At 45.0% G+C, this 22,183-nt stretch carries 19 protein-coding genes, 4 tRNA genes and 1 pseudogene; 16 read left to right on the forward strand and 8 right to left on the reverse strand.

All coding sequences use genetic code 11. The features are described from left to right. The first annotated feature begins 1 nt into the window (after position 1). From FTU42_RS11785 to FTU42_RS11795, 3 genes are all read left to right on the forward strand, one after another. Positions 2–1,009: a DNA-directed RNA polymerase subunit alpha gene (locus FTU42_RS11785; RefSeq protein WP_005094131.1), complete on the forward strand. Its 1,008-nt coding sequence runs from the start codon at positions 2–4 to the stop codon at positions 1,007–1,009. A gap of 18 nt (positions 1,010–1,027) precedes the next feature. Continuing rightward, entirely contained in the window at positions 1,028–1,393 is a 366-nt protein-coding gene (rplQ, locus tag FTU42_RS11790; RefSeq protein WP_004281488.1) for a 50S ribosomal protein L17, read from the forward strand. 216 nt (positions 1,394–1,609) lie between these two features. Beyond that, complete coding sequence (locus FTU42_RS11795) at positions 1,610–3,100, forward strand: NAD(P)/FAD-dependent oxidoreductase (RefSeq protein WP_074383580.1); 1,491 nt, start codon at positions 1,610–1,612, stop codon at positions 3,098–3,100. Positions 3,101–3,160: 60 nt separating this feature from the next. On the opposite strand, the gene FTU42_RS11800 is transcribed toward FTU42_RS11795, so the two are convergent. Beyond that, positions 3,161–4,333 carry an acyl-CoA dehydrogenase family protein gene (locus tag FTU42_RS11800; RefSeq protein ID WP_100357817.1) on the reverse strand — a complete coding sequence of 391 codons (1,173 nt, stop codon included), beginning with the start codon at positions 4,331–4,333 and terminating at the stop codon, positions 3,161–3,163. Positions 4,334–4,516: 183 nt separating this feature from the next. Here FTU42_RS11800 and FTU42_RS11805 point away from each other — a divergent pair, with 183 nt between their 5' ends. The 5 genes from FTU42_RS11805 (at position 4,517) to FTU42_RS11825 (ending at position 9,850) form a co-directional block, all read left to right on the forward strand. Beyond that, the gene (locus FTU42_RS11805) at positions 4,517–4,774 is read left to right on the forward strand and encodes a succinate dehydrogenase assembly factor 2 (RefSeq protein WP_005094125.1); all 258 of its coding nucleotides are present in this window, start codon (positions 4,517–4,519) and stop codon (positions 4,772–4,774) included. Further along, a complete protein-coding gene (locus tag FTU42_RS11810) occupies positions 4,767–5,153 on the forward strand; it encodes a hypothetical protein (protein ID WP_005094124.1) in 387 nt (128 codons plus the stop codon). The genes FTU42_RS11805 and FTU42_RS11810 overlap by 8 nt, the downstream gene beginning before the upstream one ends. Positions 5,154–5,689: 536 nt before the next feature. Continuing rightward, positions 5,690–6,730 carry a hypothetical protein gene (locus tag FTU42_RS11815; protein ID WP_180083431.1) on the forward strand — a complete coding sequence of 347 codons (1,041 nt, stop codon included), beginning with the start codon at positions 5,690–5,692 and terminating at the stop codon, positions 6,728–6,730. A gap of 67 nt (positions 6,731–6,797) precedes the next feature. Beyond that, entirely contained in the window at positions 6,798–7,370 is a 573-nt protein-coding gene (gene rrtA / locus FTU42_RS11820) for a rhombosortase (protein WP_100329352.1), read from the forward strand. A 197-nt stretch (positions 7,371–7,567) separates the two neighbouring features. Beyond that, a complete protein-coding gene (locus FTU42_RS11825) occupies positions 7,568–9,850 on the forward strand; it encodes a TRAP transporter large permease subunit (RefSeq protein ID WP_180083432.1) in 2,283 nt (760 codons plus the stop codon). Between the two features lie 59 nt (positions 9,851–9,909). On the opposite strand, the pseudogene FTU42_RS11830 reads toward FTU42_RS11825, so the two are convergent. The 6 genes and pseudogenes from FTU42_RS11830 to rnr form a co-directional block, all read right to left on the reverse strand. Then, positions 9,910–10,556, reverse strand: a pseudogene (locus FTU42_RS11830) (DMT family transporter). 53 nt (positions 10,557–10,609) lie between these two features. Beyond that, positions 10,610–11,044 (reverse strand): hypothetical protein, encoded by a 435-nt coding sequence (locus tag FTU42_RS11835; RefSeq protein ID WP_159138624.1) that lies wholly within the window; start codon positions 11,042–11,044, stop codon positions 10,610–10,612. 18 nt (positions 11,045–11,062) lie between these two features. Continuing rightward, positions 11,063–11,272 carry a YheV family putative zinc ribbon protein gene (locus FTU42_RS11840; protein WP_171063315.1) on the reverse strand — a complete coding sequence of 70 codons (210 nt, stop codon included), beginning with the start codon at positions 11,270–11,272 and terminating at the stop codon, positions 11,063–11,065. A gap of 40 nt (positions 11,273–11,312) precedes the next feature. Continuing rightward, positions 11,313–13,367, reverse strand: coding sequence for a M3 family metallopeptidase (locus tag FTU42_RS11845; RefSeq protein WP_180083447.1), 2,055 nt, complete (start codon positions 13,365–13,367; stop codon positions 11,313–11,315). Positions 13,368–13,506: 139 nt separating this feature from the next. Beyond that, positions 13,507–13,977: a hypothetical protein gene (locus tag FTU42_RS11850; RefSeq protein WP_252357268.1), complete on the reverse strand. Its 471-nt coding sequence runs from the start codon at positions 13,975–13,977 to the stop codon at positions 13,507–13,509. A 79-nt stretch (positions 13,978–14,056) separates the two neighbouring features. After that, a complete protein-coding gene (gene rnr / locus FTU42_RS11855; RefSeq protein WP_180083433.1) occupies positions 14,057–16,504 on the reverse strand; it encodes a ribonuclease R in 2,448 nt (815 codons plus the stop codon). 263 nt (positions 16,505–16,767) lie between these two features. Between rnr and FTU42_RS11860 the strand changes: the two genes are divergently transcribed. The 4 genes from FTU42_RS11860 (at position 16,768) to FTU42_RS11875 (ending at position 17,447) form a co-directional block, all read left to right on the forward strand. Beyond that, a tRNA-Ser gene (locus FTU42_RS11860) sits at positions 16,768–16,857 on the forward strand. 16 nt (positions 16,858–16,873) lie between these two features. Continuing rightward, positions 16,874–16,950 (forward strand) — tRNA-Arg (locus FTU42_RS11865). A gap of 48 nt (positions 16,951–16,998) precedes the next feature. Continuing rightward, positions 16,999–17,075: transfer RNA gene (locus FTU42_RS11870), tRNA-Arg, on the forward strand. 295 nt (positions 17,076–17,370) lie between these two features. After that, a tRNA-Arg gene (locus tag FTU42_RS11875) sits at positions 17,371–17,447 on the forward strand. Positions 17,448–17,552: 105 nt separating this feature from the next. Here FTU42_RS11875 and FTU42_RS11880 read toward each other — a convergent pair. Continuing rightward, positions 17,553–18,851 (reverse strand): hypothetical protein, encoded by a 1,299-nt coding sequence (locus FTU42_RS11880; RefSeq protein WP_100357811.1) that lies wholly within the window; start codon positions 18,849–18,851, stop codon positions 17,553–17,555. A 160-nt stretch (positions 18,852–19,011) separates the two neighbouring features. On the opposite strand from FTU42_RS11880, the gene FTU42_RS11885 reads away from it, so the two are divergent. The 4 genes from FTU42_RS11885 to yddG all read left to right on the forward strand — a co-directional run bounded on the left by FTU42_RS11885 (position 19,012) and on the right by yddG (position 22,171). After that, positions 19,012–19,509, forward strand: a complete 498-nt coding sequence (locus FTU42_RS11885) for a YcxB family protein (RefSeq protein ID WP_005168696.1) — start codon at positions 19,012–19,014, stop codon at positions 19,507–19,509. Positions 19,510–19,551: 42 nt separating this feature from the next. Continuing rightward, entirely contained in the window at positions 19,552–20,193 is a 642-nt protein-coding gene (locus FTU42_RS11890; RefSeq protein WP_180083434.1) for a fumarylacetoacetate hydrolase family protein, read from the forward strand. A gap of 155 nt (positions 20,194–20,348) precedes the next feature. Then, positions 20,349–21,287, forward strand: a complete 939-nt coding sequence (locus tag FTU42_RS11895; RefSeq protein ID WP_180083435.1) for a DMT family transporter — start codon at positions 20,349–20,351, stop codon at positions 21,285–21,287. Beyond that, a complete protein-coding gene (yddG, locus tag FTU42_RS11900) occupies positions 21,284–22,171 on the forward strand; it encodes an aromatic amino acid DMT transporter YddG (RefSeq protein WP_180083436.1) in 888 nt (295 codons plus the stop codon). The genes FTU42_RS11895 and yddG overlap by 4 nt, the downstream gene beginning before the upstream one ends. The last annotated feature ends 12 nt before the right edge of the window (positions 22,172–22,183 follow it).

A 22,183-nucleotide genomic window follows, 5' to 3' on the forward strand; every position in this document is an offset into this window, starting at 1 on the left:
TATGACGCGTACTGCAAATGAGTTTCTAACTCCGCAAGCGATCAAGGTCGAAGCGGCAAGCGGGACCTCGGCAAAAGTTATTCTAGAACCTTTAGAGCGTGGCTTTGGTCATACTCTGGGTAATGCTTTACGTCGCATCCTTCTTTCTTCTCTACCTGGCGCAGCTGTGGTAGAAGTTGAGATTGAAGGGGTCGAGCACGAGTACAGTACTTTGGAAGGCTTGCAGCAGGACATCGTCGAGCTCTTGCTGAACCTAAAAGGATTGTCGATTAAGCTGTTCGATCAAAATGAAGCATACTTAACATTAGAGAAACAAGGTGCAGGCGACGTAACTGCGGCTGACCTTCGTTTACCTCATAATGTTGAAGTGGTTAACCCTGAACATTTGATCGGTACTTTAAGTGCCTCAGGCTCATTGAAAATGCGTCTGAAAGTTGCTCAAGGTCGTGGCTACGAGACTTCTGATTCACGCTTCCCAGAAGGCGAAACTCGCCCAGTGGGTCGCTTGCAGTTAGATGCTTCTTATAGCCCAATCAAACGTGTGTCTTATACAGTGGAAAACGCTCGTGTAGAACAACGTACTGACCTTGACAAATTGGTCATTGATCTTGAAACCAATGGTACTGTAGATCCTGAAGAAGCAATCCGTAAAGCGGCAACAATCTTGCAACAACAAATTGCAATCTTTGTTGACCTTCAGAAAGATCAAGCACCTGTGGCTCAAGAGCCGCGTGAAGAAGTTGACCCAATCTTGCTTCGCCCAGTAGATGATCTAGAGCTAACTGTTCGTTCTGCTAACTGTTTGAAAGCAGAAAACATTTACTACATTGGTGATCTTGTACAGCGTACTGAAGTTGAGTTGCTTAAAACTCCTAACTTGGGTAAAAAATCGCTTACTGAGATCAAAGATGTTCTGGCTTCTAAAGGCTTACAACTCGGCATGCGTTTAGAGAACTGGCCACCGGCTAGTCTCCGTATGGACGATCGTTTCGCCTATCGTAGCCGTTAATTAAGTAGGACTATCACCATGCGTCATCGTAATAGTGGTGTGAAATTAGGCCGTACAAGCAGCCATCGTAAAGCGATGTTCCAAAACATGGCTAACTCTTTGTTCGAGCACGAGTTGATCAAAACAACTGTGCCTAAAGCGAAAGAGTTACGTCGTGTAGCTGAGCCTTTAATCACTTTAGCTAAAAACGATACAGTAGCAAACCGTCGTTTGGCGTTTGCTCGTACTCGTTCAGCAGCAACTGTTGGTAAATTATTTACCGTTCTTGGCCCTCGTTACAAAGAGCGTAACGGCGGTTATCTACGTGTTCTTAAAGCGGGCTTCCGTGCAGGTGATGCTGCACCGATGGCTTACGTTGAGCTAGTAGATCGCGAAGTTAACTAATTTCGTGAAGAATAACGCAAGTTGTTCGAAAAGGTCGGTTGAATAAACCGGCCTTTTTTAATGTCTGAAATTTATTTTCAGGTATTTGCATCATGCAGAACTAATCTGGCCTGAAAAGATAAAAAAAATAATGGCTTTTTATTAAACTTGACATTGTGTATTGTCAATTTTGTGATTTAATAAAAACAGATAGTATCGCTTAGGTAAAAGAACAATATGGAAAAGCAAATCGATATTTTAATTGTGGGTGCGGGGATCTCGGGAATTGGTCTGGCAGCACATCTTTCTAAACATTGTCCGCAGCGCTCATTTGAAATTATTGAGCGACGTGCCAGCATTGGCGGAACCTGGGATTTATTTAAATATCCGGGAATTCGTTCTGATTCGGATATGTCGACCTTTGGTTTTAATTTTAAACCTTGGAAAAAAGCCAGTGTACTTGCCGATGGCGCTTCGATTAAGGGTTATCTGGCCGAAGTAGTAGATGAATTTAATCTGGAATCGAAAATTCATTATCAACACCGTGTGTTAACCGCCAACTATGATTCTATGGCCTGCAAATGGTCAGTAGAGATTGAGGATGAACACGGCAAGAAGCAGATCTGGATTGCGAATTTCGTACTGAGTTGTACCGGTTATTACAACTATGACCAAGGTTTTCAGCCCGAGTTTCCAAATCAGGAGGCTTTTAAAGGTCAATTCATTCATCCGCAGCATTGGCCGGAAAATTTAGATTATCAGGGCAAAAAAGTGGTGATCATTGGTAGTGGTGCCACCGCGATTACTTTAGTTCCAGCGATGGTCAAAGGCGGCGCCGGGCATGTGACCATGTTACAGCGTTCTCCGACCTATATCGCTTCAGTGCCCTCTATTGATATGATTTATGCAAAGATGCGGCAGTATCTACCAGAAGATGTGGCCTATAAAATTACCCGTGCCCGGAATATTGGGATGCAGCGCGGAATTTATGCCCTGGCACAAAAACAGCCAAAACTGTTAAAAACGCTGTTACTTAAATCCGTGCAGTTTCAGCTCAAAGGTAAAGTGGATATGAAACACTTTACCCCGAATTATGAGCCGTGGGATCAGCGCCTATGCGTGGTGCCGGATGGTGATCTGTTTAAAATTTTACGTGAAGGGCAGGCATCAGTTGTAACCGATCAGATCGAAAGCTTGACTGAAACCGGCATTCAGCTGAAATCGGGTCAACATCTGGAGGCAGATATTATCGTTTCAGCCACAGGCTTAAATATCCAGATTCTTGGTGGAATTCAGGCGACGATTGATGGTCAACCTGTCGATACCTCACAACATATGCTGTATAGAGGCATCATGGTGAGTGATGTGCCGAATATGGCGCTAATTATTGGTTATATCAATGCCTCTTGGACTTTAAAAGTCGATATTGCCGCTGAGTACATTTGCCGTTTGCTGAACTATATGGATCAGCAGGGCTATGCTGAAGTCATCGCTCAGGGTGATCAGACTGAATTGCTAGAGGATACTGTGATGGGTAGTCTCAGTTCGGGCTATATTGCCCGTGCCGCAGATGTGATGCCAAAACAAGGTAAACATGCACCGTGGAAAGTCAGCAACAATTATCTGGCAGATCGTAAGGAACTCAAACAGGCTTCGTTTGAAGATAGGGTGCTGAAATTTAAAAAAAACAGCAAGGCTCTCAAACATAAACCGCGTCTGGTCTCTTAAAGTCGGATATCGAACTAAAGAAAAAGGAGTCCTGAGTGACTCCTTTTTTATGCGTCCAGTTTACAGTGAACGTGCAATCAGTTCTTTCATAATTTCGTTGGTACCGGCATAAATCCGGTTGGCGCGGTTGTCGATATAGGCCCGGGCAATTGGATATTCCAGCATATAGCCATAACCACCATGCAATTGCAGGCATTCATCTACCACCTTGCTATACATTTCTGAAATCTTATATTTGGCCGCAGCAGCGGCATCGATGCCTAATTCTTGCTTGAGTTGCAGCTCCATGCAGCGATCCAGATAAGCGCGACAAAACTCGATTTCGGTACGCATTTCTGCCAGTTTAAAGCGGGTATTCTGAAAATGGCTAATACTCTTGCCAAAGGCCTGACGTTCCTTGGTGTATTTCACTGTATGTGCGAAAGCAGCTTCAGCGCCAGCCTGACACATAATTGCCACAATCAGGCGTTCCCAGGCCAGTTCTTTCATCAACATCATAAAGCCCATGCCTTCCAGACCGAGCAAATTTTCTTGTGGTACGCGTACATCGTCAAAGAACAGCTCGCAAGTATCCTGGCCTTTCATGCCGATTTTATTCAGCGGTTTAGCTTTGCTAAATCCGGCCCGGTCGGCTTCGACCATAATCAATGAGAGATTGGCCGAGCCTTTGTCACTATGACCGGTCTTGCAGACCACAATCGCCATATCACAGAGATAGCCATTGGTAATAAAGATCTTGGATCCATTAATCACATAGTCATCGCCATCCAGTATTGCAGAGGTACGTACTGCTTGCAGGTCAGAGCCGGTTCCCGGTTCGGTCATGGCAATCGCGGTGACGATTTCCCCGGAAGCCATTTTGGGTAACCACTGCTGTTTTTGAGCATCATTGCCAAAGTTCAGCAGGTAATTGGCGACAATATCTGAATGTAGGGAAAAACCTGTGGCTGAATCACCAGCATAAGCCTGTTCTTCAATCAGAATCATGCTATACAGCCGGTCTACCCCAGAGCCGCCATATTGCTCTGGCATGGTGGCGCAGAGTAGTCCCAGTTCACCCGCTTTAGTCCAGAGCTCTCGATCCACATGCTGTTGCTTTTCATAGCGCTCGCTATGCGGAATAACTTCCTTTTCATAAAACTTGCGTACGGTTTGACGAAATGCTTCATGTTCGGCAGTAAAAAGCTGGCGGGGCAGCATCGGGGCAAGCGGGCGAATGGCTGCAGATTGCATCTTGTTATTCCTTATTCTGATCTGTTTGCTTTAAAGTAGGTCAAGCATAGATCAGCAACAATGAGCGGAATGTTCAAATAACTTAAATATGCTGATGCTTTTGGTCATTTGTATGAAATCCCTCGAAATTCAGCGATGGCTTCAGGTAAACTATTCCGGTTTATAACGAATTGGGGAAATTCGATGACTGATGACATCACCTTAGAAGAGCGCAAAGTGATTTATCGCGCGCGTCGTGGCCTAAAAGAGCTGGATGTGTATTTTGATCCCTACGTAAAAAACTACTACTTAACTGCTGATCCATTTGAAAAGCAGATGTTTGCTGAGTTGGTCGATCAGGAAGATCCAGATCTGCTGGACTGGTTTATGGAAGTCTCTGAGCCGCCGCGTCCTGAATTAAAAGATTTGATCAAGAAGCTTAAATTTTACGTCCATGGATAATCGCTGTTTCAAGCTGAAACGCAGTTATTGTGCACTGGCGTTTCAGCTTTTTATTTTTGCACTGTTGATGTACCTCCTATACCAGCTATTGCCGATTGCGATTTGGCTGCTGTGTGCTGCGATTGGACTGGTGATTTATCAGCTGTTTTATCGCAAGACGCCCCAGATTGAACAGTTTGAATATCTGGATGGACGTGAATGGTCATTGACGGCCAAATCTCGGCCCACCTGTCGGGTATGTGTTAGTCATGTGATTGATCATCAAGCTTATATTGTGGTGTATTTTCAGCACGCCAAGGCTCAGCCTTTATTGATCTGGTGTGACCAATTGCCGCTAAAACAATGGAAATCCCTGAAAGTTCTGACCAAACTTATCTAGTTGTCAGACAACGCTATTTTAATCACTTGATTGAAATTTCAATAAAACAGATACTTAGATCATTAACGCGCTTTCATTGTCAGACAAAAAATAATAATGACTTATCAGTAAGATAAATTGTATGACAATTTCCCGCCTATGTTTTATTTTTAGCCTGTACATTGAACGCACCAACAGCAAATACGAGAGAACTCAATAGAATCTCTAGTGTGGATGTTTTTGATCGTAATGATTGTTTCAGCCTAGGTGGTTGGACGACTCGAGACGGTGCTAAAGGATAAATTTTCATCTTAATCAAGCAGAGTTATTACCGCCTCTCTGTTTGTACAGTTAATAAGTAGCATGTGCTGAACCGTCGCAATGCTACTTTTTTTTGCCCAAAATTTGGGAATTCAACAGATCAAGTCAATTGCAGTCGGCCAGTTTGATGGCACAGTGTCTGGTCTGGATTGGAGTAAATACTCTTTTATTCACAAAATGCTTCTGATATCTTTAGCAGAAAGATGGACATAATCACAATTATAGAGGACAGGAAAATGTCAGGCGTCCGTAAAATATGCCAAGGTATGGCGACCATTGCAATAACAACAACAGTATTAACGGGGTGTTCCCATGTCATTAAAACCGGTGCCAATGTCGCACTGGGTTTTACCGAAAACCATATTGTCCCGCCAATTTTAGCCATGGATGATGCCGAGATGGTCTGTAATTCAGGCAATTCTCTAACTCCGGCCATCATGGCAACCAAAGAAATGGGAGCGGATCCGACGCGAGTAGCCGTGCTGATGTATTCAGCTGCCGGCATTTGTGCCGAGCAAAAGGCGCTGGAAGCTGAGTTACGCTATTTGCGGGCTTCAAAATCCAACCAGGTAGCGGAAGCCCAAGATGCGCGAATCGAGCAGAAGCGCTGGGCGGCTCTAGCGGCACAGCGTCAATATACCGGTTATCAATTGTTCCAGAGCCGTTATGAAAAAAAATATCAAAAAGCCTTGGGTGAAGAATGCCCGCGCATGAGCAGTGATATGGAGCAAACGGTTTATCTGCTGGGCATGCTCAGCGGTTTACAAGCCATGACCAATGATATTAATTCCGGCGGCGCAGTGCATGTACCCAAAGATATCGCTGCCGTGGTGGAACGTGGTATGACCTGTCTGGATAATGCCAAATTCTGGGGAGCACCGAATGCTACGCGTGCTGTGATCTGGACTTTATTACCAGGTGCAAGCGATGGTAAACCTGATCCTTACCAAACATTAAAACAATCTACACAAATTGGTGAGCAAAAAGGTGTACGTTTATCGCATGCTTTATATGCTGTAGCAGCACAGGCCAGCGGTGACGATGCCAAAATCCGCGATGCTTTAAAAACCTTTGCGCAGGCCCGTACCGAGGAAAAGCCGGTAAATCCACAATTCAAACTGATCGACAGTATGGCAGCGATTATGGTTGGTGGAATTTCAGACCGTTACTGGACAGAAAATACTGGTGTGCGCAGCGCCGATGATGGCATGCAACGTTTCTGGGATGAATCAGACAGCTCTTCGGAACTCGATGACCTGTTCAGTTCAGACCTGTAACCCAGATAGCCTGCATAGAATTTTAAGGATGAAATTAAACTAGATGGTTAGGGAGAAGCATAAGCTGATGCTAGATCAACATGTTCGACGAAAAATTATTTTTCTAGCGGCTTTTGTCTCTCTCTGTGCATGTCTGCAAATTTTCAAGGATAGTTTCATCTACTGGCAAGAGAGTTTGCTCAGTGAGTTTTGGCGACTGTGGACGGCACATTGGGTACATGTGGGGTGGACCCATTATTTCCTGAATATTCTCGCTTTTATCTGTCTGCCTTTTATTTTTCCACGCGCTACTCTATGGCACTTTTCTGCCATTTTACTGATCTTGCCACCTTTGATCAGTTTAAGTTTTTATTTTTTCTTACCCAATATTGAAGCCTACGCTGGCTTGTCGGGTGTACTGCATGGTGCCTATGTTGCCGTTGCCTGTGTACATTTGCTGTATAAGCGGGAACGCAGTTTTGCTGCACTGGTGTTATTTTTGATCTTTGGCAAACTGGTCTGGGAAAATACCATTGGCAATGTGGGGACTGCACAGCTGATTGGCAGTCCGGTCTTGGTCGAAGCACATTTGCTCGGGGTAATTTGGGGAGTGATGTTGGCGCTGGCCTATATTGTCAGCAACTATTTTCGGGATAGCTAAAGTGAAGCAATGAATAAAGCACTTGGCAGAAAAAACAAAAAGAAAATATAAATTGTCATTTTTATTGTGCTGATTTTGATGCAGAGTCAAAACATAGAATAAAAATCCTGACCTTTGAAAAGGAATTTTCGGGGACAGAAGGGAAGATCAGCGTCCTAGAACAAACACAGGCCGCTAAAATAAAAATAGGAATATACATGCAAAATGATGATCAAAACAGATCAGGATTAGGTCTGTTGCGTTATATCTGGACAGAGTGGATCTCGACCTTCGTGGTGCTGGTCTTGCTTTTGCTCACACTGATTATTGGTACTGGAGAAATGATTCACGGCCAGTTGCTGCGCATGGGGGAGCGTCTCTATGGCGATCCGGCAACCGGGATGCAATATTCATTTTTACGTGCTGAACCGACACGTCCACAATGTGAACGCAATATCAATGTCGATCAGCGTGTTCAGCAGCAGATGAAAGCCGATGCAGCCGATGAATATGCTGATTTCTTCGGCGTGCGCTCGCAAGCGGATGTCCGGGCTGCGGTATTACAGGCACAGCAGGTTTGTGAAGAATCTTATCTGTTCTACGATAAAGCCATTCAACATGTCGAAGCACAACCGAGTATTCGGGCTTATCGGGCCTTTGAAACGTCTTTCTTTGGAATATTCAAGTTTGGCACTGAGAACCGGGCCTTGCTCTTGGTCATCATGGTGGTATTCGCTGCGATCAGTGCCACCCTAAAAACCCATCATATTGGTCTGCGTAGTCCAAGTACAGGTATCGATTTTAAAGTCTATTCGGTCGCCATGCTGCTGGGTAATGCTTTTCTGGCATTCTCATCCTACAGTCAATACCAGTCTGTGCTGAACTCGGGCGTACCGATGGGCGAGATGAAATACATCTACTGGCTGTGGATGATTCTGTTTAGCAGCTTAACCTTAATCAGTTTATATCAGGTGGTTAAACAACCAAAACCAACGCGTGAGGGCGGCAGTTTTGGTCTGGCCTTTTTGAGTGTGCCACTGTATGCCTATATGGCCATTATTACCGGAATAAACTTCACCTTCTTTATGGATTATCCAATGGGACAGGGGATTTATCTGGGGCAACTGGTCGAGTTTTCCAGTATTTTCCTGAATCTGGCCTTGTTTATCTGGGCCGGTATGTTACTGAAACAGACCCGTGTGGTAGATATGTTCCTGAACATTCTGCGTCCATGGAATCTGGCCCCTGAAACCTTGACCTGGTTAATTCTGCTGGCCGCTGCCTTACCGACTGCCTATACCGGTGCATCAGGAATTTTCGTGATTGCCGCAGGTGCGATCCTTTATAAGGAAGTCTGGAATGCAGGTGGACGCCGTCAGTTTGCACTGGCCGCCACTGCAATGTCCGGTTCGCTGGGTGTGGTCTTACGTCCATGCTTGCTGATCGTCGTGGTAGCATCACTGAATAAAGAAGTAACTACTGATTTGCTCTATCACTATGGAATTTATGTCTTCCTGCTCAGCTCGACTTTATTCCTGGTAATTTCTTTATTCTTTGCAGAAAATAAATTCCGGATTGCCGCACCAACCATCGCAGCTCCTCAATCAGGTCGTGCCTTCCTTGCGATTATTCCTTATATCGTGATTTTTATTCTGATCTGGCTATTCTACAAATATGCTTTGTCGACAGACCTGAATGAATTTACCGCCCCTGTGATGATGCCGGTCATTCTGCTGATGATTGTCTTATATGATAAATTACGTCATGAACCGGCACCGTTGCCACCGGTCGGTCATTGGGATGAGACTTTGAATGCGACCTTACATTCGAGAAATACTCCTGAACTGGCGACAGCTGCTAGCGTGGCCAATGTAGAATATCGTGAAGCAGAGCATGCGGGGCAGCGAGATAAAGAATTGGCTGTTGATCATGGTGTAAAGCGTTCAAATGCTACAGAAATCCTGCGCAAGGTGGGTTTCTGGAAGTCAATGCATATCTCCACCAGTGAAACCGTGGGGCATATTGGTGCGCTGGTGATCCTGATGGCACTTTCTGTGAGTGTCGGTGGCTTGCTGGAACGTATGGAAATTATGGAAGCGTTTCCAACCGATATCAGCAGTACTATTCTGGTCATTTCCCTGATTGTCGGCTTGATGATTTTTGTCGGAATGATTATGGATCCGTTTGGTGCGGTGATTCTGATCTCGGCGACTGTTGCTCCAGTGGCTTATCAATACGGCATTCATCCGGTGCATTTCTGGATGATCACCCTGATTGGCTTTGAACTGGGCTATGTGACGCCACCGGTGGCACTGAACCATCTGTTGGCCAGACAATCCATTGGCAATGCCGAAGTGGCTGAAGCGGATGCAGAAGTACGCCATCTGTCTTTTTACTACCGTTATGAACGCTGGATTTTACCGGTGATTGTGCTGCTGCCTGCAATGCTGATCATCGCCTATGTGCCTTATGTCTTTAAGCTGTTCGGCTGGTATCCATAAAAGATATACACTAAAAAAGCACCTACGGGTGCTTTTTTAATTTAATCTGAATTCTTGGCTCAGATTTTAGATGAATTCAGGCGCTTTTGCAGGATTGGGCTACACAGCAGAATCGCGCAGAAAATCAACCCTAATCCGATCAGGCTATATAGATCAGGAACCTCCTGCCAGAACAGAAAACCCCATATGCCGGCAAAGAAAATCGCCACATAATTCACCGGGCCAATTTGTCCTGCCGACGCCAGTTTGTAAGCATTTGACATCAATAACTGACTGAAATTGGTTAGAATGCCGGCAGTAATCAGATAGCTGAAGTTCTGTCAGAGTATAGGGCCGCCACACCCAAAACATCGGAATCACTGAAATCAGGCTGCCAATCAAACAGAAATAAAATACGATTTTTTCTGGAGATTCGGTTTTGGTCAGCGCTCGAACTGTAACAAAAGCCATACATGGTAATCAGACCGACCACCGCACGCCAGGTGCGCATCCACAGTTTTTCAGTGTTAAAAAATCCGCGACCTTGGTTAAAAATGAAAGGCAGGAAAATAAACAGCCCGACCACATTACGGAAGAAACCCACAGTAGCATGATCAACCGTTTGTGAGGCATAACGGATACATACGCCCATCACTGAAAATAAAAAAGCAGAGCAGGTCAGTAAAATAATGGCTTTGAATAGTGGTGAGGTGGCTGTGGTAGACAGGGAGCCAATTTGGCTAGAAGATCTGCAGATCTTCTAGCCAAAATGCATCAAGATTATTGGCCTTGAGCCAGTTGTGCTTCGAGTAGCTTGATCTGTTCCTCTTTCAATTGAATGAGCTGGTCAGCATCGCTGTGCTGCGCATCTAGCGTGGCTTTTTGCTCATTGAGCTGAACTTGAATATCGGCTAATTTGGCCATCTCTTCATTGGCCAAAGTAGCATTTTCCGGCACTGGCGCTTTTAACAGGCTGCCGCTGATTAATGCTTTGGTCTCGAGTGCCTCAGTCGCATTGCTTGCATCTGTATCTTCTTCAGTTGTCGCTGTAGATGTGGTTGCCGGAACAGCTGCGATTTCCTCCTGTTGCATGCGTTGTGTCTCCTTCGAAGGTGCATTCAACCATTGATATAGCAGCACTAATACAACGACAGTAACTAAAGCCCCCATAATCCCCATTAAAAGTTTGGGGTTATTTCTTTGTTCTACTGACATAGCTTGAACCTTGATTTTTTATTTTGCTGAACGAGGTTTAAACTGAATCACGCCAATTTCATCTGGAACAGCTGGTGTTTCTGGTTGGTCAACATGTGTGGGACGATTTTCTTCATAACCACACTCGATACATTCAATCCACTCATCTTCACCAGAGGTCAGCATGACGACACGATCTAACGCCTGACATTTTGGACATTTTGCGCCTGCAATGAAACGACGTTTAATGGTCATCATACTCACCTTGTGATCAACTTAAAAAGCTAGTTTAAGCGTTTTTAGAGCGGTTCGTCCAACCTTGATGACGTAGCAATGCATCTATTTTTGGCTCGCGTCCGCGGAAATTGATAAATGCGTCAAGTGCTTGATCTTTTCCGCCAACTGCGAGGATATTTTCCCGAAACTGTTTTCCAGTGGTGGTATTAAAAATCCCTTCATTTTCGAAACGGTCGAAGGCATCACTGGCCAAAACTTCGGCCCATTTATAGGAATAATATCCCGCTGCATAACCACCGGCAAAAATATGACTGAAGCTGTGCTGGAAACGGTTATAGTCGGTGGTCGGTAGAACCGCATATTTTTCACGGATCTCATTCAAAGTAGCCTGAACCTGTGCTGCATTTAAAGCCGGATTGGCTCGGTGAATACTCAAGTCAAACAAGGCAAATTCAAGCTGACGCAGGGTTTGCATGCCGGATTGGAAGAAACGTGCATCGAGCAGGGCTTTGAGCAGGTCGGCCGGCAAAGATTCCTTGGTTTCAATATGTTCACTGAGCAGATTCAGACTGTCCTGATCCCAAGCCCAGAATTCCATAAACTGGCTTGGCAGCTCCACGGCATCCCAAGCCACGCCATGCGTGCCTGCCACCGCGATATTGTCCACTTCAGTCAGCATATGATGCAGGCCGTGACCAAATTCATGGAACAGGGTAATCACTTCATCATGCGTGAGCAGTGCAGGTCGGTTGCCAACAGGTGGAGTAAAGTTACCCACCATATAGCAGATCGGTTTTTGCAGGCCATCACGGGTCTGCATGCGCGAACGGAAACCGCTCATCCAGGCACCACCACGTTTGCCTTGGCGCGCATACAGGTCAAAATAGAAACCGCCAATCACCTGACCTTGATCTTCCAGTTCGAAATAACGCGCCTCTGGATGCCAAACCGGCGCTTCACGTTCAATCACCTGAATGTCATACAGGCGATTGACAATACTGAACAGGCCTTGCAGGATTTTTGGTGCAGGGAAATAAGGTTTCAGCGCTTCCTGTGACAGATTGAACTGCTGCATTTTCAGCTTTTCTGAATAATAGCTGCTGTCCCAAGGTTTCAGTTCATCAATACCATCTTCAGCGGCAATGGCTTTTAGTTCTGCAATTTCCTTGGTTGCCGGCGCACGGGCATGCTCTGCCAGATCACGCAAGAATTCGTCTACTGCTTCTACACTTGGCGCCATTTTGCTGGCCAGGGACAATTCTGCATAATTGTTGAAGCCGAGCAGCTTGGCCATTTCCTGACGTAAGCTGAGGATTTCTTCAATTAAGGCGGTATTGTCAAATTCAGTCTGTTCGGACTGATCTGAAGCGCGCGTGGTATAGGCTTTATACAGCTCTTCACGCAGTTCACGATGTTCCGCATGGGTCATGATTGCCAGATAAGACGGGAAATCTAGCGTAGCCACCGGCTGATCCAGCTCGCGTTGCTGGCCATATTGTTTTAACAGCTCAATATTACTTTCAGAGAGACCCGCTAACTCATCTTCAGCTAATGGTCTGAAATAAGCCTGAGTCGCATCCAGCACATGGTTGGAGAAGTCGGAAGATAATTGGGACAGGCGTGCAGAAATTTCCGCATAACGTTTCTTCGCTTCGCCTTCTAAGGCCACACCAGACAGTTTGAAGTCACGTAAGGCCAGTTTGATGGCACTTTGCTGGGCTGCAGGTAATTCATTAAAAATTGATGCATCATGAACATGCTGATAAGTTTGATACAGCGCCGTATGTTGACCTAGTTGTGTATAGTATTCGCTCAGACCCGGTAATAAGGCTTGATAGACGTCACGGGTTTCGGCATTGTTCATCACGGCATTCAGATGCGATAACACGCCCCAGGATTCACTCATATTATTTTCGAGGGTATCGACCTGTTCCAGAATCTCAAGTTGGGCCTGAACCGAGTCTGGCGTGTCAGTCAGTTCATTTAAAAACTTTTGTCCGGCTTGAATGGTTGTTTCAATTTTTTCTTTGAGATCGGCCAGGGTAATCTGATCAAATTGTGGAACAGGCAAAGTTGCCTTTTCTAAAGTCATGTCGGTCTGCCAAATTAATTTTCTATATTCAGTCTAGATGTAGGGCCTTTGGTGGGGGAAATCAAGGTAGTTAAAGTTTTTTCTCTAGCTTTGTATTTAATATTTTCAATTCTTTATTAATATTTTGAAGCTGTTCAATAAATCCACCATCAGATCAGGGTAAGGCTTCTAGTTCATTTATATCGATGATGGAAATATCAGTGATTTGAGTTTTCCATAAGTTTAAAGGGTGCTGATACCAATACGTGACTTTCATGGTGATAGGATTATTATCTAAAGCCTCTCTGAGGCCGCCGTATTGTCCCCAATCGTATATATAGCTCTGATTGGGTGGAAATACTTTGACTCCATGTTTGAAAATACCGCTATCAAAATAATCTTTCGAAGCATTTAATTTTTTAATTCCGAAGGCCCGTTTAGGAATGGGTTGATCACTCGATATTTGTACATTATAGGCAATGGATTTTCCTATATTCTTTATCTGTAGTTGAATGAAAGATTGCTTACCGTAATGCGGAAGAGCAAAAACTATAATTTGTGGTTGCTGATCAGATTTAAATACGGCATAAGTCACAAGCAAAGCCATTAAAGAAATGATCAAAGTAAAAATAGTTATGGTATTCATTCTTATAATTTTTCCTATTTTAATATTTTGATTATAAATAAAAAAGAGCGCCGTAGCGCTCTTTTTATACTGTCAAAAATTATTCAGTCTTGGCTTTTGCATTGGACTTTTTCTTTTTGATCTTGGTCTTTTTCTTTACTTTATCTTTAGCCTTTGCTTCAGGCTTTGCTGCAGATTTTTTAACAGACTTGCTGTTGTAAGAGCTGGGTTTTCCTTTGGCTTTTTTGCGTCGTATGGGCTGTTCTCCATCGGCATTCAGGCTGGATTTAGACTCGCGCTCATTCTTGCTAAAAACCTCTTCTGTTGCTGCTGGACGTACTGCCGGTTTTTTCTCGCTCACGCGCGGCGCACGAGCACGGATCGCACGGCCGGCATGACTGAGTTGCTGTACCAGTTCAAAGTCGATCTTGCGCTCTTCCAGATTGACGCCAGCCACCTTGATCTTGACTTCATCGCCCAGACCAAAGACCTGACCACGATTCTGGCCGACCAGATTCTGGCTGACTTGATCAAAGACAAAGAAGTCATCGCCCAACTGGCTGACATGTACCATACCATCCACATACAGGTCTTTTAGCGTCACAAACAGGCCAAACTCTGCTGTCGCACTAATGATGCCAACAAATTCTTCGCCCAGATGCTGCTGCATATAATGACATTTCAACCAGGTCGTCACCGAGCGAGAGGCTTCATCGGCACGGCGTTCAGTGGCAGAGAAATGTGTTCCTGCTTCATCTAAAGCTCCACCTGAAAGCGGAGATGGCTTTTTATTTAAATGCGCTTTAATGGCACGATGCAATAACAGATCTGGATAACGTCGAATTGGCGAAGTGAAATGTGTGTACGCCTCATAAGCCAGACCGTAGTGCCCCGCATTGTTAGGGCCGTAATAAGCCTGCATCATGGAGCGTAATAACACCGCATGAATGCTTGGTGCATCTAGGCGGTCTTTGGTCGCTTCAATCACCGCCTGATAATCTGCTTGGGTCGGTTGCTCCGGGAATTTCAAACCAAGCAGCTTGACGAAATCACGGACTTTTTGAATACGCGAGAATTCAGGTGGCTCATGTACGCGGTACAACATCGGAATTTCATTTTTCAATGCATATTCTGCGGCTGCCACGTTGGCCAGCAACATACATTCTTCAATCAGCTTATGCGCATCATTACGGCTACGCGGCAAAATCTCTTTAATTCCGCCCAGCTCATCAAAAGTCATATACGTTTCAACGGTTTCAAATTCCATGGCATGACGTTCAGCACGTAAGCCTTTCAGAACCTGATAGAGTTGGAACAGGGTGTTGATCGACTTGCGAACTTCGCGATCTTCGGTAATGGCCTGACTGTCGCCTTCCAGATATTGGGCAACCTGATCATAAGTCAAACGTGCTTTAGAGTGCATCACGGATGGATAGAACTCAAAACCGGTAACACGACCGGCACGTGACAGTTTTAAATCACAGACCATACAGAGACGATCAACAGCCGGATTTAAAGAACACAAGCCATTCGACAAGGCTTCAGGCAGCATTGGTAAAACAAAGTGCGGGAAGTAGACAGAAGTTCCGCGTTCCTGAGCTTCATCGTCCAGCGGTTTGCCTGTACGTACATAATGACTGACATCGGCAATCGCTACGACCACGCGATAGCCACCGCCCGGACGTTTTTCAGCATATACTGCATCATCAAAGTCACGTGCATCTTCACCATCAATAGTGACCAAAGCTAAATCACGCAGATCCACACGACCTTCACGGTCTTTCTCTGTTGGTTCTTTAAAGCTTTCTGCATCCTGAATCACTTCTTCCGGGAATTCATAGGGCAAACCATATTCTAAAATGGTTTGTGGAATGATGATTTCGGTATCGGCTTTATCTGCCATGGACTGGACAATATGACCGGTCGCAAATTCTTCACGGGTCGGATAAGTATCAATCGCCACGCGAATCGAATCACCCAGATTGACTTGCGCATGTTCAATCAGTTCTTTTTCAAGAGTAATGGGCTGATGCGCATTTGGGCTGGCAGGTTGAACAAAGTATTCACCTTCATATAGGGAAACTTTACCAATGATCTGCTTAACGCGGTGCTGCACAACTTCAGTCACATAACCCCAGGCTTTACCTTTACGGTCTACTGAAGTTTGACGTACTTTGACACGGTCGCCATTAAAGACCAGCCGTAGTTCACGCTCAGCCAGTAAGAGATCGTCCTGGCCAGAAATGTTGGCAGTTCCCATCCCGCGGGAATTGATATAAACCGTCGCTTCGGATTCAGGCTGCTCGACGGCAATCTGGAATTTATAACCATCTTTCATCAATTGCCCGTCACGCACCATCGCAATTAAACGATGGCTGAGAGCATCAATACTTTTTTGATCTGCGATTTCGAAATGTTCTACCAGGTCGGCATGAGACTGGGCATTATTTTTTTCTATGGTTTCTAAAATTAGCGTACGGCTTGGGATAGGGTTGTCATAACGTTCGGCTTCAGCTTTTGCTTCAGGATCGACCCAGTTTTTCATCATGTCTTTAAATTTATCTTAGGAGATAGGTTTAGCATAAAACATGTGTGCGCAGACTGCACGTAAATGATTGCAATAATCCATTTAAGTTTTCAATTTTCTGTTCATTTTAGATAACTGGAAATTTATTCGGTTTTTTGAGCAGGAAAATGTACGAAAAATCGCTGAATTGCTTAAAAAGTATTTAAACGAGCAAAAATATGCACTTTTTTTCGATGCTGCGCTTGCAGTGCCATGCCGAAATTTGTATTATGGCCGCACGTTACGGTGAGATGGGTGAGTGGCTGAAACCACGTCCCTGCTAAGGACGCATACGGGTAACTGTATCGAGGGTTCGAATCCCTCTCTCACCGCCACGCTTACTTATGTCGCGCGCTCATAGCTCAGCTGGATAGAGCACTTGGCTACGAACTAAGGGGTCGGGAGTTCGAATCTCTCTGAGCGCACCAAGTAAGTTAAGCAGAAAAACGTATTGCCAACCTAGGCACACAAGTTACGCGCTCATAGCTCAGCTGGATAGAGCACTTGGCTACGAACTAAGGGGTCGGGAGTTCGAATCTCTCTGAGCGCACCAACTTGAACAATCAACCGCTTTCATAGCGGTTTTTTTGTGCCTGAAATTTGGGAACATCTTTCTTGGTATTTGCTGTGTACTTTTCATCAGGATGAAATGGAGCTTGTCGCCACATTGAATACAGCGTCAAAGTCCGGATGGTATTAATTGTTTTTAGCTCTAAATGTGCAGAAATTCTCACAGAAAACTGTCAATACTGCTGTATCGTTTAATTACTATACATTCAGTTGTGCTTTTATTAAAAAACACTTAACAAGCCTTAAAAAAGCCGTATAATGCACCCCATCAAGACGTCGCGCTCATAGCTCAGCTGGATAGAGCACTTGGCTACGAACTAAGGGGTCGGGAGTTCGAATCTCTCTGAGCGCACCAATCTTGATAAGAATTCTAAAAAAACCGCACATTGATGCGGTTTTTTTACGTCTGTGATATTTAACGCTTTTTCATATAAAAAACTAATAACTACCGATTCGTTGATTATCTTAATTTTTGCTGTACCTTGAGTGCATAGACGGTATTGCCACCCACCGCAGGTAATACATCGTGATAGGGCAGACTGCGCATGGCCCTTAATAAAAACGGTGCCTGATCATGAATCTTCATGCTGCTGGTGATTTGGAATAGATTACCTTGTGATTGCGGCAATAGCTTCATGCCGCCTTTGACAAACTTTAAGTCGCCACCATTGGCATTGAACTGATTCTGCAAGGGATCGGGCTGGTAAAAACGCATCTTGAAGTTAAATGGAATCTGAATCACGCCTAAACCCACTGAAATTTTATAGTTGGCATCTACACTTTGGGTATTGATCGGGTTAAGTTCGACTTTCTTGATCTGGCGCGGGAAAAGCTGTTGACTGGCTTGTGCAGCCAACCACGGTCGTAGCTGGTCTACCGAATGCGGAAAGTATTGATAGGTGCTGCTAAATCTCAAATTTTCTGACGCTTTTCCTTCTTTAATCTGATAGCTGGGCAAAATAAAACTGACCGGTTGGCCGGATTTTTGACTAAGCTGGGCAATCTTCTGTAGCTGTTGTGAATTAAATTTCAGTTGTGGAGTCGGGGCGGTGAGTGTTGTGGCATGACTGGTTTTAAAGCGCTGTTGCAGTGCTTCGAGTAGAAATGCGTTGGTACCGGGAGGAATGCCAAGTTTGGCTTCAGGCAGGGCATTGAGAATCTTACTGAATAGAAAACCTTTGGGCTGGTTCAGGTCGCCCCACTGGGTCACTGTCACCAGAGTTCTGTGCGGATCAAGCGCGAACCATTCCAGTTTTCCCGCGCCATAAGGAATGGGTGCATCAATAATTAAAGTGCTGATGCTGTTATTGCCCAGATGATGCTGCATCACCACGGTTTCTTTGAAGTTCAATATCGGAATTGGTGTGGGGATATGCACCTGATATTTGACCTGCTGAATCGAGCCTTGCTGTTCTAGAATTTTGGCTGACTTTAAAGTCGGAAACAGGCCAACATAATCCGGATAATGCTGTAGCAATTTCTCGACCTGTGTTTCAGCCACAGGCAAAACCACGGCGGCACTATAAAATTGTGCCTTGCTGGTGGCCTTACTGTTTAAGGTGGGAAGCTGGGTTTTAGTCACCGGATGCGCATAAATCAAAATCCTTTCGCCTGTCAATTCTGCCAATTGTTGGGCATTGCCGGGATACGCACTCAGGCTACTGGGTAATTCTGCATCCCAGGGAATGATCTTGGCCAGTGATAGAGTAGACAGACCCGAACAGATACCGATTGCAATACATTGCTTGAATCCTTTCATTCAACATCCTGTTGCATATTTTTTGTTTTAATTGCTGTTTATTTAAAACTAAATACACGTTTTTCCAAAGCAAAGTTATGTAATTGATGCGTCAGGCCATAAGCATTGTGCATATTTTGCTATAGTATTGGGCAAGATTTTATTTTTTTGATGTGATGCTATGACTGAGTCAGCACCGACTTTATCGACCCGTTATTTTCTGACTTTAGAAGAATCTCAGGATGGTTTTGCCTTGGCGACTTTTGGCAAAAAGCAGATTTCACGTTTTCTGACGCCTCTGGTCAGTATCGGGATTATCCTTTGGGGCTTTTCGATGGGCTTTGACGGGGTAGGACGCTATTACGTGGCTTTGGGGGCATTCTTCCTGATCCTGCAAGGCATCATGCGTTACTGGTTTCTGCCGATGATGTTTAAACGCCAGTTCGTCAAATATCAGTTTGGTAAGAGTGAACAAGGCCTTGATCTGTATCAGGACTATGCGGAGATTTTTAATAATGAGCGTAGCAAGCTGGTAGCGTATAGTGAAGTGCAGAATTTTGCTGCCGGCAAACTGACCTATATGCTGGAACTGAAAAACCGTACCGTCATCATTGTGCCAAAACGTGCCTTTAAAGATGCGACTGAGCAAAACATTTTTGAGAATGCATTTAAAAAATAATCCAGAGATCGATATAAAGACAAATAAAGGAAAGTTTTGATCATGAGTACACGCCCATCCAAAATTGTCTGCGTTGGTCGCAGTTATGCCGATCATGCCAAAGAACTCGGAAATGCGATCCCTGATCGTCCGGTCTTATTTATTAAGCCACCGAGTGCCTTAGGCTCGCTCGATGCAGGGATTGAATGGAATCCGGAGTGGGGCAACTGCCACTATGAATGTGAACTCAGTTTGCGTATTGACCGGACTTTAAGCAAAGAAAATGATCCTGTAAAAGCACTGCAAGCAGTGGGTGCGGTGACTTTAGGTCTGGACTTGACCCTGCGTGAATTGCAGGATGATCTCAAGAAAAAAGGCCAGCCTTGGGAACGTGCCAAAGCCTTTGATGGTTCGTGTCTGTTGTCAGACTGGATTCCTGTGAATGATGTGGTCGCGGACTGGAAAGATGTGCATTACACTTTGGAGGTGAATGAAGAACTGCGTCAAAAAGGCGATACCGCTTTATTGATTTTTGATATCGCGACTTTACTGGCAGATATCAGCCAGGTATTCACTTTAGAAGAAGGTGATGTGGTGATGACGGGTACACCCGCAGGTGTGGCGGCATTGCATGCAGGCGATCAGTTAAAAATGACCCTGAAAGGCCAGTCTCAGGATTATATCTGGACGACTTGGGTTAAATAAGCTGAACGGTTTATTTTTTGATTGAAAGGACTGCGAACGCAGTCCTTTTTTATCGAGTTTTAAAATATTTACAGCGCTGGCAAAATAATAGAAAAGTATTGTTTTACCGCAGAGAAGATTATAGTGGGCACTTTAAAGCGGTCACAGGAGTAGGGGTGAAGCAACGTCAGGCGCTAGATGCCAAAGCATCTGCCATCATGTTTGTATTATGTATGTTGTGGGGGCTACAACAGGTCGTGCTGAAATGGGCGGCCAGTGATATTTCAGTCTTGATGCAAATTGCCTTGCGTTCAGCCTTGTCTGCGATCATGGTGTATCCCCTGATTCAGCAGAGCGTGCGCCGTCAGCTTTTGAGCACCCGCTATTTGCCTGCAGGATTGCTGGTCGGAATACTGTTCGCAACCGAGTTTTATCTGATTGGGGAAGCACTACGCTATACCTCAGCTTCGCATACCATTGTTTTGCTTTATACTGCGCCGATTTTTGTCGCATTGGGTCTGTACTGGAAATTGCCGGCAGAGCGTTTGTCGCGTGTGCAATGGGGCGGTATCTTCGTGGCATTTAGCGGGATTGTGGTCAGTTTTTTACTCAGACCACAGACAAGCTCTACTTTACAAACCGATGCTTTGTGGGGAGATTTTCTGGCCTTACTTGGTGGCATATTCTGGGCAGCCACCACTGTCAGTGTACGTCTGAGCCGACTGGCTGAAGCACCTGCCACCCAGACCTTATTCTATCAATTATTGATGGGTGGCATATTATTGCTACCCTTGGCCTTTTTTAGTGGGCAAGCGACCATTCAATGGACGACCCTGTCTATTTCCAGTCTGATCTTTCATACCGTGCTGATTTCCTTTGCCAGTTATTTGATCTGGTTCTGGATGCTGAAACATTATCTGGCTTCACGTTTGGGCGTATTTTCTTTTTTAACGCCTGTATTTGGCATGCTGTTTGGGGTGCTGATTCTGGATGAACAGATCGAACTGAATTTTATTGTTGGAACCTGTATGGTCATGCTGGGCGTGATTCTGGTGAGCTTGCAGGGATGGCTGAAAAAACCGAATACAACGAACAATCCTCAAGAGCAAACATGAACGTCTGGTCGATGAAACTGGCCACCTGGATTGGCCTGTCTTCCATTCTGATCTGGGCCAGTCTGGTGGCTGGGGTCAAATTGATTACCGAATCTACCAGTCCGGTGCAGGGGATTGCCCTGATTTACAGTTTTAGTAGTCTGGCGATTCTGGCATTGATTGGATTTCCTAAAATCAGGCAAATGTCCAAGCGCTATCTATTGGGGTGTGGGGCTTTGTTCGTTGCTTATGAAATTCTATTTCTTGTTGCAGTTGCCTGGTCGGATCACCGTGAACAGGTGATGCTGATTGCGATGATCAATTATCTCTGGCCACCCTTGATGATTGTCTTTTCGATATTTGCCCGGCAATTGCAGGCGCGTCTTTGGGTCATTCCAGGATTTTTGCTTGCTGTAGTCGGTCTGATGTTGGTGGTCAATCCTGAAATTACCAATCTATCGAAACTTATGCAGGTTTTAGCTGAAAATCCTTGGGCTTATGGCTTTGCTTTTATCGGTGCCTTGTTATGGCCATGTTATTGCATTCTGACCAGAAAATATGGTCGTGGACAAAACGGCGTACCGATTTTTTTTGTGGTCGCCGTCATTGCGTTATGGGGCTTACATCTGGGCTTGGATGAGCCTTTCAGGATGCCTTCATTGAAGCTCTGGCTGGAAATCGCCATAGTAGGCAGTCTGATCGGGATTGCTTATAGTAACTGGAATCAGGGCATGCAGTACGGCAATATCAAGGTACTGATTTTGGCCACCTATTTTATGCCAATTCTGTCTTCAGTTATGTCGATGCTGATTCTGGATATTCGGCCCGAGCTGAGTTTTTGGATTGGTACTGCTTTGGTGACCGCAGGTGCGATCGTCTGCTGGAAGTCTACGCAAACAACTTAAAAAAATCCTCTC

The organism is Acinetobacter sp. YH12102 (assembly GCF_013419125.1).
Lineage (GTDB): Bacteria > Pseudomonadota > Gammaproteobacteria > Pseudomonadales > Moraxellaceae > Acinetobacter > Acinetobacter pseudolwoffii.